Source organism: Campylobacter concisus (genome assembly GCF_002165815.1).
Classification (GTDB): domain Bacteria; phylum Campylobacterota; class Campylobacteria; order Campylobacterales; family Campylobacteraceae; genus Campylobacter_A; species Campylobacter_A concisus_BH.
Genome location: NZ_NDYN01000001.1, coordinates 446,261 through 461,717 on the forward strand (window position 1 = coordinate 446,261; position 15,457 = coordinate 461,717).

At 40.5% G+C, this 15,457-nt stretch carries 15 protein-coding genes and 1 pseudogene; 6 read left to right on the forward strand and 10 right to left on the reverse strand.

Features of this window, described 5'->3' with window-relative positions; translation table 11 throughout:
* Positions 1-103 precede the first annotated feature (103 nt).
* Positions 104-427, forward strand: coding sequence for a hypothetical protein (locus B9N65_RS02380; protein ID WP_087582649.1), 324 nt, complete (start codon positions 104-106; stop codon positions 425-427).
* A 361-nt stretch (positions 428-788) separates the two neighbouring features.
* Here the strand turns inward: B9N65_RS02380 and recG are convergent, their stop codons facing one another.
* The 3 genes from recG to B9N65_RS02395 are packed head-to-tail and all read right to left on the reverse strand — an operon-like array spanning position 789 to position 4,875.
* Entirely contained in the window at positions 789-2,609 is a 1,821-nt protein-coding gene (recG, locus tag B9N65_RS02385) for an ATP-dependent DNA helicase RecG (RefSeq protein WP_087582650.1), read from the reverse strand.
* Entirely contained in the window at positions 2,599-3,828 is a 1,230-nt protein-coding gene (locus B9N65_RS02390) for a M16 family metallopeptidase (protein ID WP_087582651.1), read from the reverse strand. Before B9N65_RS02390 ends, recG begins: the two co-directional genes overlap by 11 nt.
* Positions 3,829-4,875, reverse strand: coding sequence for a dehypoxanthine futalosine cyclase (locus B9N65_RS02395; protein ID WP_087582652.1), 1,047 nt, complete (start codon positions 4,873-4,875; stop codon positions 3,829-3,831). It abuts the gene before it with no gap.
* A 132-nt stretch (positions 4,876-5,007) separates the two neighbouring features.
* Here B9N65_RS02395 and B9N65_RS02400 point away from each other — a divergent pair, with 132 nt between their 5' ends.
* A complete protein-coding gene (locus B9N65_RS02400; RefSeq protein WP_087582653.1) occupies positions 5,008-5,220 on the forward strand; it encodes a hypothetical protein in 213 nt (70 codons plus the stop codon).
* A 20-nt stretch (positions 5,221-5,240) separates the two neighbouring features.
* Here B9N65_RS02400 and B9N65_RS02405 read toward each other — a convergent pair whose 3' ends face one another.
* Together B9N65_RS02405 and B9N65_RS02410 are read right to left on the reverse strand one after the other, a co-directional pair.
* Complete coding sequence (locus tag B9N65_RS02405) at positions 5,241-5,633, reverse strand: NfeD family protein (protein ID WP_087582654.1); 393 nt, start codon at positions 5,631-5,633, stop codon at positions 5,241-5,243.
* Positions 5,630-6,544, reverse strand: coding sequence for an SPFH domain-containing protein (locus B9N65_RS02410; RefSeq protein ID WP_009294606.1), 915 nt, complete (start codon positions 6,542-6,544; stop codon positions 5,630-5,632). Before B9N65_RS02410 ends, B9N65_RS02405 begins: the two co-directional genes overlap by 4 nt.
* 82 nt (positions 6,545-6,626) lie before the next feature.
* Here B9N65_RS02410 and B9N65_RS02415 point away from each other — a divergent pair, with 82 nt between their 5' ends.
* From B9N65_RS02415 to B9N65_RS02425, 3 genes are read left to right on the forward strand one after another with little or no spacing between them, the layout of a single operon-like run.
* Positions 6,627-7,055, forward strand: coding sequence for a copper resistance protein NlpE (locus B9N65_RS02415; protein WP_087582655.1), 429 nt, complete (start codon positions 6,627-6,629; stop codon positions 7,053-7,055).
* A gap of 48 nt (positions 7,056-7,103) precedes the next feature.
* On the forward strand, positions 7,104-8,309 hold the full coding sequence (locus tag B9N65_RS02420) for a copper resistance protein NlpE (protein ID WP_087582656.1): 1,206 nt from the start codon (positions 7,104-7,106) through the stop codon (positions 8,307-8,309).
* A gap of 1 nt (position 8,310) precedes the next feature.
* On the forward strand, positions 8,311-9,507 hold the full coding sequence (locus tag B9N65_RS02425; RefSeq protein ID WP_087582657.1) for an MFS transporter: 1,197 nt from the start codon (positions 8,311-8,313) through the stop codon (positions 9,505-9,507).
* A gap of 40 nt (positions 9,508-9,547) precedes the next feature.
* Here the strand turns inward: B9N65_RS02425 and B9N65_RS11405 are convergent, their stop codons facing one another.
* The 3 genes and pseudogenes from B9N65_RS11405 to argH form a co-directional block, all read right to left on the reverse strand.
* Positions 9,548-9,856, reverse strand: a complete 309-nt coding sequence (locus B9N65_RS11405) for a CZB domain-containing protein (protein WP_374220069.1) — start codon at positions 9,854-9,856, stop codon at positions 9,548-9,550.
* A gap of 57 nt (positions 9,857-9,913) precedes the next feature.
* A pseudogene (locus B9N65_RS11410) lies at positions 9,914-10,219 on the reverse strand (methyl-accepting chemotaxis protein); the annotation flags it as partial.
* A gap of 457 nt (positions 10,220-10,676) precedes the next feature.
* Complete coding sequence (argH, locus tag B9N65_RS02435; RefSeq protein WP_087582659.1) at positions 10,677-12,077, reverse strand: argininosuccinate lyase; 1,401 nt, start codon at positions 12,075-12,077, stop codon at positions 10,677-10,679.
* Positions 12,078-12,345: 268 nt separating this feature from the next.
* On the opposite strand from argH, the gene B9N65_RS02440 reads away from it, so the two are divergent.
* Positions 12,346-12,735, forward strand: a complete 390-nt coding sequence (locus B9N65_RS02440; RefSeq protein WP_012001374.1) for a hypothetical protein — start codon at positions 12,346-12,348, stop codon at positions 12,733-12,735.
* Positions 12,736-12,737: 2 nt separating this feature from the next.
* Here the strand turns inward: B9N65_RS02440 and B9N65_RS02445 are convergent, their stop codons facing one another.
* Both B9N65_RS02445 and B9N65_RS02450 read right to left on the reverse strand, forming a co-directional pair.
* Positions 12,738-13,277, reverse strand: coding sequence for an oxidoreductase (locus B9N65_RS02445; RefSeq protein ID WP_087582660.1), 540 nt, complete (start codon positions 13,275-13,277; stop codon positions 12,738-12,740).
* A 2-nt stretch (positions 13,278-13,279) separates the two neighbouring features.
* A complete protein-coding gene (locus B9N65_RS02450; protein WP_087582661.1) occupies positions 13,280-15,457 on the reverse strand; it encodes a heavy metal translocating P-type ATPase in 2,178 nt (725 codons plus the stop codon).

Genomic DNA, 15,457 nt, shown 5'->3' on the forward strand with positions numbered 1-15,457 from the left:
GCTCTTAATTTTTAAGGGCAGATCACTCGTTTTATCTAAAAATTTCTACTTAAATTTACTAATCATAAATGCTAAAATGCAAAATAAATTTGAAAGGATAACAATGGCTTACCCGCTACTAGGCACAAAGATCGTGATCGATGAAGAAAAGGTTTTAAGGGAGAAAAAGTATAAGCTAGACGTAATTTACGAGTATTTGGATAAACTCGCCGAACAATGTAATCTGATTAGGATTGACAAAAATACCTTTCATGCAAAAGGCAATGAAAAAGATTTAGCAAACCTAGCATTATTTGTTTGTAAATACGCAGTAAAAAACGAATGGCTAACGAAAAATATCAAAGAGTGGATTTGGATTAGCGAAAACACTGGTAACGAAGATATGATGGCGAAATTTAAGAAAGAAAATATAGGAGTTTGGGAGTGAGTGACAAAAAGAGCAAATTTATCCCGCCATATCAAATTTCATATAAATTTGAAAAAGAGCCTGCGAAAGGTTAGATTTTGCTAGGCAAGACAAATTTAGGTATAGCGCAAAAGTAAAGATGTTTTTAAACCCTGAGCCATTTTGCCACAGAGAGCCTAGACTGAACCTTTTTATTAATAGCGATATTGAAAAAGACAAGACCAGTCGCAATAAAGCTAAATAAGCCGCGTAATAGTTGCCATTTTCTATCAAATTTAAAGCTAGTCATGAAAGCTTGCGCTCTCATCTTAAATTTGACGCAAATTTATATCACTTCAGCCAAAAACAATCATCCACCCTAAACTTAACGCAACCCACAAGATCAAATTTGAGCTTTATTTTTAAATTCCGCCACTCTGGCCTTTGCAGCCTGCGTGATATCGTCCTCGTAGTCGTAGAAGTTAAAGGTCGCTCCGTGCTGAAAAAAGCCATTTAGTATATCGCCGCTTTGGCGGTTTTTCAGATCAAGCTCGGCCACCTTAAAGCCGTCGTTTATCGCGCAAAATTCTTTTAGCCTAGCTGGCGCCTCTTTTAGCTTGGTAAATAAAAAGCAGTATCCATCGCCGCCATTTCGCCCCACTCTGCCTCGCAGCTGATGAAGCGTGGCAAGCCCCAACCTCTCAGCGCCCACGATCACGATAGTATTTAGCCTTGGTAGCGAGATACCCACCTCAACAACGGTTGTTGAGAGCAAAATTTCGCCCTCTTCTCTAAACCGCCTTAAAATTTCCTCTTTTTCTTTATCCTTGCCGTGCGTGACGAAGACATTTTTGAAATTCTTTAGCCAAAAGCCCTGTGCCTCGCTTAGACTTTGGTAGTTTGAGCTCTCACTGCTCTCGACTAACGGATAGATGATGGCTACTTGAAAGCCGCCCGCAAGCTGCTTTTTGATGTGAGCCAGCAGGTAGCCAAACTCGCTAGCGCCTAAAATTTGGCTCATTATATTTTTCTTAAACGGCATCTGCTTTAAAAAGCTAAAATTTACGATCTCAGACTGGATTAAACTTAGCGTCCTAGGTATTGGCGTAGCTGAAAACTGCACGAAATTTGCCCGCTCGTCCTCGCTTGAGGCAAGCTCCTCTATCTTTTTGCGCTGGTTTGAGCCAAAACGGTGCTGCTCATCGACCATAACAAGTGGCGAGTTTGGCAGCTCGTGAAAGAGTAGCGCATGCGTGCCAACGATCAAATTTACCCCGCTAAAGTCTATCTTTTTCTCACCGCTTCGCACCAGCATCACGTTCATAAAAGGCGGCAGCAGCCTCTTTGCTTCATTATAAATTTGCTCGCTTAAGATGCTTGTTGGCGCCATCAAAATGGCACTTTGCGGATAGACGCTAAGCGCAGCTGCTAGGATCACTAGCGTCTTGCCACTTCCCACGTCGCCCATTATGACGCGCCTTTTTGCCTGCACGGCGCTAAGGTCGTCTCTGATATCATTTATGGCGTTTATCTGGTCGTTTGTCGGCGTAAATGGCAGGCTCTTAAGCCAAGAGTTTATGTCAAAAAGCTTGATTTTAGGGCTTTTAAAGTAGGTTTTTTTGGCACTTAGCTTTTTTATGTAGTTAAAAATTTCTACAAATTTTAAGATTTCTAAGCCCTCGCCATCATTTTTTAGGCGGTATAAAATTTGCACACTTTGCTCATCTAGCCTTTGCAGATCAGCTAGAAATTTAGCCTCTTTTTCGTTTAAGCCCTCAGCCAGTAAATTTTGTAAATTTAGATATTTTAAGATGAGTTTTTTTAGCTCCTCATCTTTTAGCTCGGTCTTAAATTTAGGCACGATCTGACCTATTTTTGTGGTGATTTTTGGATTTACGATCTGCCACGAGCCAAAGGCGTAGGAGCAAAGTCCATATATAGCCATCTCTTTGCCCGTTTTAAAAGCGCCGTAGTGCCAAGACTTTGCGTTAAAAATGACGATCTTTACGCTACTTTGCCACTGCTCGCAAAAGGCAAGCGCTGTCAGCATGCCAGGGCGCGAGGCGAGTGAGGTGATCTTTACATTTATGCAGACCTGCCCCTCTCTTGGGCTCTTAGCGATCGTCGTATCCTCAAAGCCCTTTGGTAGCACGAGAGCAAGGTCAAGCAGGCTAAGCACGCCTATTTTTAGAAGTTTTGCTCTGTCGCTTGCTTCAAATTTCATTTTTTAGGACGCAAAAACTTAGCTGATTGATCTCTGCGTGGGCTTTTATGAAGCTATTTAGCTCACTTAGCGAAAGGGCTGAAATTTTATCAAGGTCCTTTAAAAATGCCCCAAGTTCGCCATGCTCATAAAACTCACCCTGCGCGATATCAAGGCGCTTAAATAGCGTCTCAAGTCTAAGCGGCAACGAGCCAAGTAAAAATTTTTTCGCCTGCTCAAGCTCGGCCTTGCTAACGCCTTTTTTACTAAATTTTAAAATTTCCTCTTTTATAACAGCGATCGCTTCATCTTTTTTCTCATTTTTTGTCTGCATGTAGCCGTAAAGCTGGCTGTAAGATAGATTTAGCAAATTTCTAGCGTAGGCGCTGTATGCAAGCCCTCTTTTCACGCGTATCTCCTCCATGAGCCTCGAGCCAAAGCCACCCTCGCCTAGGATAAATGTCGCCACTGCGGCCTTGTATTTCTCTTCAGGCTTTACATCAAATGGCGCGCCAAAGTAGATGTAGGCCTGCTCGCTTTGCCTGATGATCTCGCTGCTTTCGCACTTGTCACTTGGGCTAAAGCGCTCTAGTTTTCGCACCTTGCCAGGCTTTAGGATCTCTAAAACGCTAGCAAGCTCTTTTGTCTGCTTCTCATCGATGTCGCCACCAAGCACGCAAAGCAAATTTGAAAGGTCTAAATGCTCGTTTAAAAACTTTCTCACATCTTCAAGCGTGATCGCTTTTATGCTCTTTTTAGTACCGATACTTGGCTCTGAAAGCACGCTTTTTGGGTATAAAATCTCAAAAAGCCCCTGTCTTGCCACGTAGTCAAAGTCGTTTTCATTTGCTGCGATCTCGCCAAGTGTGACGGTTTTGCACCTATTTAGAATTTCTTCTGTTAAATTTGGAGCTAGCAGAAGCTCTTTTAGCTTGCCACACGCAAAGACAAAGTGCTCTTTTAGGCAGTTTATATCGATGCAAAATGTCTCAAAGCCGCAGCTTGCATTTAGGCTGATCGCCCTTACTTCAAGCTCTTTAGCAAATTTAGCCGAGCCTAGCTTCATATCGCCCTCGTTTAGTAAATTTGCACTTAGTCTTGCAAGGCCTGCTAGCTTGCCATTTTGCGAGCTACCAGCTGCTTTGAAAACTAGCTTTAGGCTCACTACTGGCATCGCTTTTGAGCTTTCAAAAACGACTGGGATTTTTACATTTTTTACATTGATATCTAAAATTTTCATCTAAAATTTCTCCAAAATATCGTAGTTTGTGTTGCGCTTAGCTGGAATTTCGCCGACATCTTTTATAAGCTCGATCATCTGGTCTTGATTCATCCTAAAGCTAGCACCTGCGGCTTTTACGACGTTTTCTTCCATCATCGTGCTACCAAGGTCGTTTGCGCCAAAAAGAAGTGCGAGCTGGCCTACGTAGCTGCCCTGCGTGACCCAGCTGCTTTGGATATTTTTAAAGTTATCCAAAAAGAGCCTTGAGACTGCAAGAAGCCTTAGGTAGACGTTTGAGCTTTGCTTTTTGATCTCTGGAAATTCTTGCATGAGCTTTGTATTTAGCCCTTGAAAGCTCCAAAGTATAAATGCCCTAAATCCAGCCGTTTCATCTTGTAAATTTCTGATATGCTCCCAGTGCTCTACGATCTCGCGAGTGCTCTCAACCGTGCCAAACATCATCGTCGCAGTCGTCTTCATGCCAAGCTCGTGCGCCTCTTTGTGTATGCGAAGCCAGTCTGCGGTGTCGCACTTTTTTGGGGCGATGATGTCACGCACTCTATCGCTTAAAATCTCCGCTCCAGCCCCTGGCATCGAGTATAAGCCCTTTTCGGTTAGGCGCCTTAAGACCTCTTTTGTAGAAATTTTTGAAACTCTTGCTATGTAGTCGATCTCAACGGCAGAAAAACCATGTATCGTGATGCTTGGATAGTGCTTGCTGATGTAGCTTACAAGCTCCTCGTACCACTCGATCTTTAGCTTTGGATGAACGCCACCTTGAAATAAAATTTGCGTGCCGCCAATGGCGATAAGCTCCTCGATCTTCTTGCCGATCTCCTCAAAACTTAGCACATAAGCGTCCTCTTCTTTTGCGTGGCGGTAAAATGCGCAAAATTTACAATCCACCCAGCAGACATTTGTATAGTTGATGTTGCGATCTACGATGAAGGTCGTTATGCCCTCTGGATGAAGCTCTTTTTTTCTAGCTAGCGCCATCTTGCCAAGCTCGTGAAGCGGTGCATTTTCTATAAGATCGATGGCTTCATTTACACTAAGTCTTTTCAAATTTAACCTTTTATTTTGCTTATTTTTGGGCGAGAGTTTAGCCAAAAATGCTTTTAAATATGATAAATCAGGCGTTATGAAAAATTAATTTTTAAAGGCTAAAATGTGAGAAATTCTTTAAAGGAGCGAGTTATGAAAAAGGTGATATTTGCCGTTATCTGCGGGCTATTTTTAGTTGGTTGTGCTAAAAATGAGCCAAAGCCAGCTGGGCCTCAAGGAGCAAGTTGTGGATGTGCTCATCATCAAAAGATGATGCAAGAAAATATGCCAAGCTGCCCACATCATGGCATGCAAGATGCGATGCATGAGCAAATGCCAGCAGGCTGTCCAGCTCACGCAAAATAGATAAAGTGCCAAATGGCACTTTATTTTAATATAACCTTATCGCCTTTAGTGCCTAAAACCTGCACTTTCTCGCCGTTTTTTAGCGCTCCGTCGTATTTCCAAAGAGTGCCTTTAAAATAGACCATATTTTCTCTGATCTCGCCAACTCCTGGCTCATCTAAAAACTCCTCGTTAAAGCTCTCTTTTTTAGCCATAAATTTACTCTTTAAAGGCGCCTTTAAGAGTGCAAGCAAGATAAAGGCAAGCACTAAAACAGCTAAAATTTGAAAGCTCCACTCAAAATTAAAGCCAAAATTTACCGCTCCGACGATGATAAAAGCGACGCCAAAAAAGAGCAGATAAAATGAAAATAGCATAAGCTCAGCCACGCATAAGAGCGCGCCGATGGCTATCATTATAAAAGGACTTATCACGCCTTATCCTTAGCTAAGAAATTTTTTAAAACGCTAAGCGAGCCGATGAGCTCAGTCGCCTCGTAAGGGACTAAAATTTTATCTTTTGAACTGTTTTTAGCTAGCTCGCTAAATGCCCCGACCCTGTCACGCGCAAGCAAAAATTCAGCCGCATTTGCGTTTTTGCTCATGCTGTCATTTATCATATCCATAGCCTCTTTTTGAGCCGTTGCAATGGCGATTTGCTCGTATTTTTTCGCATCAGCCATACGCTCGATCGCCTCTGCTTGAAGCACTTTTTCTTGTTTTAGCGCCTCTGCGTTTCGGATGAGTGCCTCTTTTTCAGCCAAGGCTTTTAGCTCGATCGCGCGCTTTTCACGCTCAGCCTTCATCTGCATATTCATCGCCTCTTCGATACCAAGCGGGACAGAAATTTCAGAAATTTCAACCCTCATGATCTTTACGCCCCAGTTGCCAGCTGCATCACCAAGAGCTACTTGAAGTGCGGCATTTAGGCGGTCACGTGAGCTTAGCGTATCATCAAGGTTCATCGCTCCTATCTCGCCACGAAGCGTTGTCATGGCTAAATTTGCAATGGCGCGTTTGTAGTTATCAACATTATAAACCGCCATTTTTGCGTCAAATACCTTTAAAAAGACGATGCCATCGACACTAATATTAACATTATCTTTTGTGATGACTTGCTGTTTTGTGATATCAACAAGTTGCTCTTTTATAGTTATGATCGCTCTTATCTGATCGACAAATGGGATGATGATGTGAAATCCTCCATCAAGCACCTTGTGAAATTTACCAAGTCGCTCGATCAGCAGGTTATCTGCTTGCGATACGATCTTGATGCCAGCTTTTAAAAACAAAAATGCAAAAATGACCAAAACAACGACTAAAACGCCAAATGTCTCAACTTGCATCTTCTCTCCTTTAATTTATAATTTGTTATTTTCTTAAGTATTATAATACATTTTTAAATTTTATCTTTTAAAAAGGATCAGCATGAAAAATTTTATCTTTGCACTAAGTGCAGCTCTACTTTTAGCAGGTTGCGCTACGTCAAACCAAAGCGCGAGCGTCCCACAAGGCAAATGTGAAGTAAAAGGTAGCTGCATGGCTCCAGTAAGCAGCATCGAAGGCACTTATAAGGCATTTTTACCTTGCGCTAGCTGCATGGGCATAGACTCAACCCTCACACTAAAAAAGGATGGCACATTTGAAAGTGTGATGAACTATAAGTCAAAAGACAACTACAAAGCCGTTAGCAAGGGCAAATACTCAGTCAAAAACGGCGTCATCACAACCGTTGATGAGTATAAAGAGAAGAGCTTTTATAAGATCGAGGGAGAGAGCCTAAAGATGCTTGACATGGATCAAAAAGAGGTCACTGGCGAGCTAAAAGATAAATACATCTTTAAACGCGTAAAATAAATTTTAAAGGCAAAATGATATAATTTTGCAATTTTTAAGGAGTTGCAAATGAAATATCTTTTTGCCATACTTATCTCATTTTTCATCATCGGCTGCGCGAAAAATGAAAATTTAAAGCCACAAAATCAAGAACAAACACAAAAATCAAAAGAAGAAAAACCTCTTCTTAGAGATGAAAAACCCAAAAAACCAGAAAAACTAATACTTTCAAACTCTATCTACACGAGCTACTACACAACCTTGCCATGCTCAAACTGCGAGGGCGTGAAGACCATCTTAACTCTAAATAAAGACAAAACCTACACAAAAACTATGCTTACAATGGATAAGGCTGCTACCTTGGTAGAAAAAGGTGGCACATTTGATGTCGATGAGAGCGCTATCGTGCTAAAAGATGAAAGTGGCGCACTAAGCTACTTTGTGCCAAACAAAAACTCACTTCTTCAGCTTGATGATAAGAAAAATAAACGAGTTGGCGTGCTAGCTCAAATTTATAATTACGAGCCGGTAAATAAGGCATACAAGGATAGTTTTTACGCTAGATTTTCTAAATTTAAAGACAAAAATGGCTTTTTAGAGCTTGTGCTTGTGCCTAGTAAAAATGGTGCAAAGATAAGTTTTTACTCATCGCTAAAAGATGGCGCCCCACTTTGCAGCTTTAGCGCCGAGCTCATCTACGATAAGGGCATTTTCTACCTTTTAGACGAAAAAGGCGTGGCTTTAAGTGTGCATAAAACAGCTAACGATATCTTCATAATCGCAAACGATAAAATTTGCAAAAATGCTCACATAAGCGGACACTACAAAAGAGAAAAAGGCAGATCTAGCCTCTTTGGCAAGGGCTTTTTTGCGAAACTTACAAACGAGTCAGCAAACGCTGATGTGATGAAATTTTATGGCGCAAAAAACATAAAAAGAGACAATACTAAAAAAGAAAATAGCTACATCGTCACAAGCAAAAACGAGAGAATTTTTGAATACACCTTGCTAAATGGCATCATCACAAGCATTGAAATTTACTCAAACGAGTTTAAAACTCCTGAAAATATCAGCCTAAAATCAAATTTCAAAGATATAAAAAACGCCCTTGTCATCTCTAAATTTCAAAGCGACGCAAACAATATCTATCTAAAAATAGACAGCCACGATATGCTTGTAAAGCTTAAAAATCCGCTCGCACAAGAGATAACAAGCTTAAGCCAGATCCCAGATGAGGCACAAATAGAACAGATAACTCTCATGTGGAACCAGTAGCTTGAAAGAGTATCTTAAGCTTTTAAAGGGCGAGAGAAATTTCCGCCTTTTAAGCACCATCCAGCTCATGTGCTACTTTGGTGTGTGGTTCTCGCACACTGGCATCTTTACGCTACTTATCTTGCTTGACGCTCCTGTTTGGGCACTTACACTAAGTGCGGCGATGGCGTTTATCCCGGGTGTTGTCATCGCTCCATTTAGTGGTATTTTGGTTGATAAATTTAGCCCAAAACCTATGCTTGTTATCATGATGGCGGTTGAGACCATAAGCGTTTTTATGCTACTTTTTATAAATTCGCTTGATTATTTATGGCTGCTTTTGCTTATCATTTTTATCAGAAACGGCGTTGGTGGGATGTATTTTCAAGTAGAGATGAGCGTGCTGCCAAAAATTTTAAGCAAAGAGAGCCTAAAGCTTGCAAATGAGATCCACTCGATCATCTGGGCGGTCTCATACACCGCTGGTATGGGGCTTGCTGGCGTTTATATACACTTTTTTGGCATCAAAAGCGCCTTTTTGCTTGATGGAGCTCTTTATCTTTGCAGTTTTGGCTTTTTATATCTTTTAAAACTAGACGAGCTAAAGCCAGAATTTATAGAAAAACCTCTAAAAATGCTAAAAAACGGCCTTAAATATCTAAAAGAAAATAGGCTCATCGTGCATCTTATATTTTTGCACGCCTTTGTTGGTATCACTGCTTATGACGCATTGATCGCACTTTTGGCTGACTATAGATACGCAAATTTACTCTCAACCTCGCTGGTTATTGGCCTGCTAAACGCCTCAAGGTCGATCTCACTTATGTTTGCGCCAGCCATGCTTAGTAAATTTATGAACAAAAAAACTCTCATCTACATCTACATCGGTCAAGGGCTTGGCATCATCATCTGGGCGCTCTCTTTGCGAAATTTTTATCTCTCGCTCATTGGCATCATCTTTGCAGGATTTTGCACGTCAAGCCTTTGGAGCTACACCTACACACTGCTTCAGCAAAACTGCCAAAAAGAGTTTTACGGCAGAGTGATCGCGTATAACGATATGGTTTTTCTTGGATTTAGCGCACTTATCTCATTTGCGATCGGCTTTTTATACGAGCTTGGACTAAGCGTGGAGATGATCGCAGCCTTCATGGGAAGCCTATTTTTCGTTGGAGCCTTTTACTACCACGTAGTTTCAAAAAGGTATGAGATAAGATAGTTGCGTCTAAATGGCTAGAAATCCAGCCATTTATATTTGCTTACTTTCTAGCAGCTTTTACCGCTTCAAGTAGCTCTTCAAAGCCTGCTTTACTTGAGTGCTCGACATCTTTTAGTATCTCGACACCTGCTAAATGCCCCTTATCTTTGTCAGCAAAAATCGCCATAGCCTTATCTAGTCCGTGATGGACATTTTCGTGGTGCGCAGCTATGCTTGAGAGAGTTCTTGGATCTTTTATGATGGTATTTTTCACATCTTTTTCATACCACTTGCCAAATCTACACTCATGCACACTTTGAATTTTATTTATCTCGCCAAGCAAAACGCCTCGGTAGCCATTTAGCTTCATGTTGATGTGATCTATCTTGCCGTTACTTACATTGACCTCGTTTGTTACGTTTAGAGCTTGATTTAGGATGTTTTGCGTGTTGGCATTTACGCTTGAGATGTTGCCCTCAAAACCGCCTAAAATTTGCATCGCATTTGCTGAAATTTTAGAGAAACTCTCACTCATTTCGATCATTGTGTTTGCACTTTGCTTAAGGCCATTTATATTTACTTCAACCTCAAGCGTAGCCTTTTGCGTGCGCTCTGCAAGCTTTCTAACCTCATCTGCAACAACCGCAAAGCCTCGTCCATGCTCGCCCGCACGAGCCGCCTCGATAGCAGCATTTAGCGCTAGCAAATTTGTCTGATCTGAGATATCTTTTATGAGATTTATGATCTCAACGATAGAATTTACGCTTCCATCAAGCGAAGAGGCGTCGTTTGATAGGTCACCACTCATCTGGCTTACTTGCTCGATCGAGCTTAAAATTTCAGCCGTTTGAGACTTTAGCTCGCCTGTTTCTTTGAAGGTTTTTTCATTTAAATGGTTTATATTTTCAAGCATTTTTAGGTTTTCTTCGATGGTTGATTGTAAGAAATTCATACCATCTTGATAGCTAGTAAGCAGCAAATTTATAGCCTCTTGCTTATCCTTAGCTTGCTCTTTTGGCTCGCAAGTTTTGGCATTTTTTAGCTCATTTTTAAGTGCTAAAATCTCAGCCTTTAAAGCTTCATTTTCTCTCTCTAAAGCTTCATTTTTACTACCAAGCTCTTTACTTTTGCTGTCAAAAAACATTTTTCATCCTTTAAAATTTGTAAATTTTGCGTAATTATAACTCTTTTTACTTAAGCCAGTCGTCTAAAATTTTAATTTGCTCTTCAACGCTTTTGTTTGCCGTGCCGCCTTTTGAAGTGCGAGCCTCTTTTGAAGCGTGCAGATCTAGAAATTTAATGGCATTTTCATCTAAATTTTCATCGACACTTTTTAGCTGTTCTTTGTTTAGCTCGCTTAGATCAAGCCCCAAGCTTTCAGCCTTTGCTACAGCTTTTCCAGTGATAAAGTGCGCCGTTCTAAATGGGATATTTTTCTCACGCACTAGATAGTCCGCTAGATCAGTGGCACTTAGATGCCCGGTTTTTGTCGCTTTTAGCATATTTTTTTCATTAAATTTAGCCGTTTTTATCATCTCATTTAGGATAGTAGCCGAGCTTAAAATGGTCGCAACGCTATCAAAAACGCCCTCTTTATCTTCTTGCATATCTTTATTGTAAGCAAGTGGCAAGCCCTTCATCGTAGTTAGCAGCGCTACTAAATTTCCATTTACACGCCCAGTTTTACCGCGTATGAGTTCAGCGACGTCTGGATTTTTCTTTTGAGGCATGATGGAGCTGCCCGTGCTATAAGCATCACTAATGCTTACAAAGCCAAATTCTTGCGAGCTCCAAAGTATGAGCTCCTCGCAGAGCCTAGAAGCGTGCGTCATAAAAACGCTAATGTTAAATAAAATCTCCAGCGCATAGTCGCGGTCACTCACGCTATCCATCGCATTTTGCGTGCAGCCTGCAAAGCCAAGCTCGCTTGCAACGATAGTTCTATCTATCTTGTGTGGCGTGCCTGCAAGGGCTGCTGAGCCAAGTGGACTTAGGTTGTTTCGCTCATATGAGCTAACAAATCGCTCAAAATCCCTTTTAAACATAAAAGCGTAGGCTAGCAAATGGTAGCTAAGGCTTACTGGCTGGGCATGCTGAAGGTGCGTGTAGCCTGGCATTAGCGTATCTTTGTGGTTTTTGGCTAAATTTGTAAGCGTGGCGATGAGCACTTTGATGAGAGATGAAATTTCTAAATTTTTCTTCAAAACGTAAAATTTAAAATCAAGCGCAACTTGATCGTTTCTACTTCTAGCTGTGTGAAGTCTGCCACCAAGCTCAGCTCCGATGATCTCGCTAAGACGCTTTTCAACCGCCATGTGGATATCCTCATCTTCTATCTTAAAAGCAAATTTACCAGCTCTTATCTCAGCCAAAACCTCATCAAGCCCTTTTATGATCGCCTCTGACTCATCTTTTTTTAAAATTCCGCAAATCCCAAGCATCTTTGCGTGCGCCTTACTGCCAGCGATGTCCTCTTCAAAAAGATTTTTATCAAAATTTATAGAAGCGTTAAATTCCTCGAGCAACTTCGAGCTAGCCTCGCTAAATCTACCCTCCCACATCTTTTTATGTGCGTTTTCATCTTTTTTCATAGCTTTGCCTTTGATTAGTTTTGCGTGATTTTAACAAAATGGTGCTTAACTAGGCTTTTACGAGCATTTTAAAAATAATTTTTTGGCCAAAAAAGTGAAATGTAATATAAAAATTATGCTAGAGTAGTAAAAAAGTTATATATATAATTTACATTTAAGGTTATTAAAATATAATTCGCCCAGCAACTTTTTAAAAACTATTTCAAGTTTTTTGATTTATTGCCGATATAGTTATAAATGAAGAAATAAACTAAAAAGGAAGGACGATATGCAAATAGATGCAAATATGAACTCAAATGTTTTCTATCATAATGGCTACACATCTATATCATCAAGTAGCGCTAAAACCAGCATATTAGTATCTTCTGGCTATGGTACAAAAGATATCGTTAGAAGTAATGATGTGCATGTCGAACAAAGAGAAGAAGTTAGACAAAAACCTACAATTATTAGAAAAGAAGATGTCACAGAGTTACAAAAAAATTTAGAAAAATTACAAGATCAAAGAAGCGATATAGCTGATCAAATTTCAAGCATCCAGCACCTGAAAGATCGTGATTCTATGCAGATGCTTCATCATCTAAATTTAGAACAATCAAGCATTCAAAATAACATTTTAAGTATTAAAACTCAAATGACTGAAATGGTACAGGCTTAAGACTAAGCCTTACCGATAATAGTTTTTAAAACCAAACAAAAATCCTCTAAAAAATATCCCATCGACTTATAAAAACTGCTAGCTGCGTTTTGCTCGAGCTCTTTTGCAAGTTGCTCGGCATATGGCAAGAAAAAAGAGAGGCTAAAAGCAGCAAGAAGTTGCATAGACTCTTTAGTCGCCTCTTTTTTTAAGATATTTGCTATCAAAATGAGCTGATTTGAGATACTATCCACCTCGCCCATTTTTGGCTCAAAATTTATAGCTTTATAAAATTGCGCCAAATCATCTTTTGCACTTGAAAAATAGTAGTTTGCTTCAAATTTTGCCTTTAAAATGACAAAATCATCACACAGAGCCGCACTACTCTCATCTTTGATAAATTTAGCGTAAAGCTCATTTCCTTTTACGTTCGCATCGCTCTTTGTCTGCGTTATCCACGCACTTGTCTTTTTGATACGCATAAAAGATGAGACGCCCAAGATGCCATTAAAATTTGTAGCAAGTGCAGCTGCTACAACGCTGTAAAGCTCTCCAAGTCTCAAATTTAATCCTTAAGCTTCAAATATCTAAGTCTAAGCGCATTTAGCACGACAGTGACCGAGCTTAAGCACATCGCCATAGAGCCATAAACTGGGCTTAGAAGCAGTCCAAATACCGGATATAGCACGCCAGCAGCCACTGGTATGCAAATGGCGTTATACATAAATGCCCAAAACAAATTCTCTTTTATGTTAGCAATAGTCGCATTTGCAAGCTTTACAAGCCCGCTCACGCCACGCAGATCGTTTTTTACAAGCACGATATCGCCAGCGCCTTTAGCGATGTCTGAGCCTGAGTTCATAGCGATGCCAACACTAGCTTCTTTAAGCGATGGTGAGTCGTTTATGCCGTCCCCTACAAAGATCACGCCACCTCGGCTCATGAGCTCTTTTACCTTGTTAAATTTGTCCTCAGGCAGCATATTTGCATAATATTCGCTCACATTTAGCTTGCTAGCGATATTTGCCACTACTTTTTTATCATCACCTGAGAGGATCACGCTTTGTAAATTTAGCCTTGCAAGCTCGTTTATAACGCTATTTGCTTCATTTTTTAGCTCATCACTTAGTGTTAAAAAGCCACTAAATTTTTGATTTAGCGCGCAAAGTATGACGCCGCTTCCGTCACTTGTAGCCTCTTTTATCGCTTCACTATCTGCTTCATTTAGCAAGATATCGTTTGCTGCGAGCAGCTTTTCGTTACCTATTATTATCTTGTTGCTCTCATCTTCATAGACGATGCCTTGACCAACTACGTTTTGAAATTTGCCATTTAGCTTTTGTAAATTTATGTAATTTTGTTTTGCGTATCTTACGATCGCTTTTGAGATCGGATGCTCGCTTAAATTTTCAGCAGATGCCACTAGCTCTAGCTCTTTTTCGCTCAAATTTGAACTTTTGACGCTAATTAGCCCCTTACTTAGCGTGCCAGTTTTGTCAAATGCTACAAATTTAGCATCTTTTATAAGCTCCAAAACCTCTGGGTTTTTAACTAAAATTCCAGCTTTTGCGCCACGCGCGAGGGAGCTTACTATTGCTATTGGCGTAGCAAGTCCAAGCGCGCATGGGCATGAGATGATAAGCACGCAGATAGCGCTAGAGATCGCATAGGCGAAATTTCCACTAAAAATTATCCATATTAAAAATGTAAGAACTGATATCGCCACTACGCTTGGCACAAAGATGTTTGCTATCTTGTCAGCCAGCCGTCCGATAGGCATCTTTTTAGAGCTAGCGTCGCTTAGTAGGCTTAAAATTTGAGATAGCAAGCTTTCAAAAGAGCTCTTCGTCACTTTTACGCTTATGTAGCCATTTGTGTTTAGAGTGCCGGCAAATACGCTATCTCCCACCTCTTTATAAACTGGCAAGCTCTCTCCTGTAAGCATAGAAGCATCTATCTCAGCGCCACCTTGAACTATCACGCCATCACTTGGGATGTTGTAGCCATTTTTTACGATGACGACGTCGCCTACTTTTAGCTCATTTACATTTACCTCTTTGCTCTGTCCGTCTGGCATGACCAAAAAGGCGGTCTTTGGCGAAATTTTAAGTAGCGTCTTTAGGTAGTCACCTGCCTTTGCCTTTGAGCGCTCTTCAAGATACTTGCCAAGCAGCACAAAGGATATTATCATCGCTGCGCCCGAGATATAGACGTTTTTTAGATCATCTGGGATGAAATTTGAAAAGATCACAACAAAGAGCGAGTATAAAAATGCACTGCCGCTTCCAAGAGCTACAAGCACGTTCATATCGTAGTTTTTGTTTTTAACAGCCTCTATGGCGTGAGTAAAGAAGTCTTTGCCACTAAAAGCTAGCACCAAAAATGCTAAAACTAGCATGAGTAAATTTACTAGCAAGTTATGAGGCGCGAACATCTCAAGTGCCATTATCACGATGCTTGTGATAAATGCAAATATAAATTTATTTCTTATCGAGATTATATGCTCGTCTCTTTTGGCTTCAAATTCATCAATATTTGTCGCCACAAAGTAGCCAAGCTTTTTTATCTTTTGCTCTAAAACTTCACGCACGCTGGCGTCTTTTAGGACAAACTCACCGCTTGCATTTGCAAAATTTACATTTGCTTCAAGCACCCCATCTATCTTTTTAGAAACTTTCTCGATAGCGTTTGAGCAATTTACGCAGCTCATTCCCGCTATATTTAGCTTGACTTTTAAAGGCAT

What these genes read in the sequence shown, in the direction of transcription:
- B9N65_RS02380 (WP_087582649.1), top strand. Translation starts at nt 104, where the DNA reads ATGGCTTACCCGCTACTAGGCACAAAGATCGTGATCGATGAAGAAAAG.
- recG (WP_087582650.1), bottom strand. Translation starts at nt 2,609, where the DNA reads ATGAAATTTGAAGCAAGCGACAGAGCAAAACTTCTAAAAATAGGCGTG.
- B9N65_RS02390 (WP_087582651.1), bottom strand. Translation starts at nt 3,828, where the DNA reads ATGAAAATTTTAGATATCAATGTAAAAAATGTAAAAATCCCAGTCGTT.
- B9N65_RS02400 (WP_087582653.1), top strand. Translation starts at nt 5,008, where the DNA reads ATGAAAAAGGTGATATTTGCCGTTATCTGCGGGCTATTTTTAGTTGGT.
- B9N65_RS02410 (WP_009294606.1), bottom strand. Translation starts at nt 6,544, where the DNA reads ATGCAAGTTGAGACATTTGGCGTTTTAGTCGTTGTTTTGGTCATTTTT.
- B9N65_RS02415 (WP_087582655.1), top strand. Translation starts at nt 6,627, where the DNA reads ATGAAAAATTTTATCTTTGCACTAAGTGCAGCTCTACTTTTAGCAGGT.
- B9N65_RS02420 (WP_087582656.1), top strand. Translation starts at nt 7,104, where the DNA reads ATGAAATATCTTTTTGCCATACTTATCTCATTTTTCATCATCGGCTGC.
- B9N65_RS11405 (WP_374220069.1), bottom strand. Translation starts at nt 9,856, where the DNA reads ATGAAGCTAAATGGCTACCGAGGCGTTTTGCTTGGCGAGATAAATAAA.
- argH (WP_087582659.1), bottom strand. Translation starts at nt 12,077, where the DNA reads ATGAAAAAAGATGAAAACGCACATAAAAAGATGTGGGAGGGTAGATTT.
- B9N65_RS02440 (WP_012001374.1), top strand. Translation starts at nt 12,346, where the DNA reads ATGCAAATAGATGCAAATATGAACTCAAATGTTTTCTATCATAATGGC.
- B9N65_RS02450 (WP_087582661.1), bottom strand. Translation starts at nt 15,457, where the DNA reads ATGCCTTTAAAAGTCAAGCTAAATATAGCGGGAATGAGCTGCGTAAAT.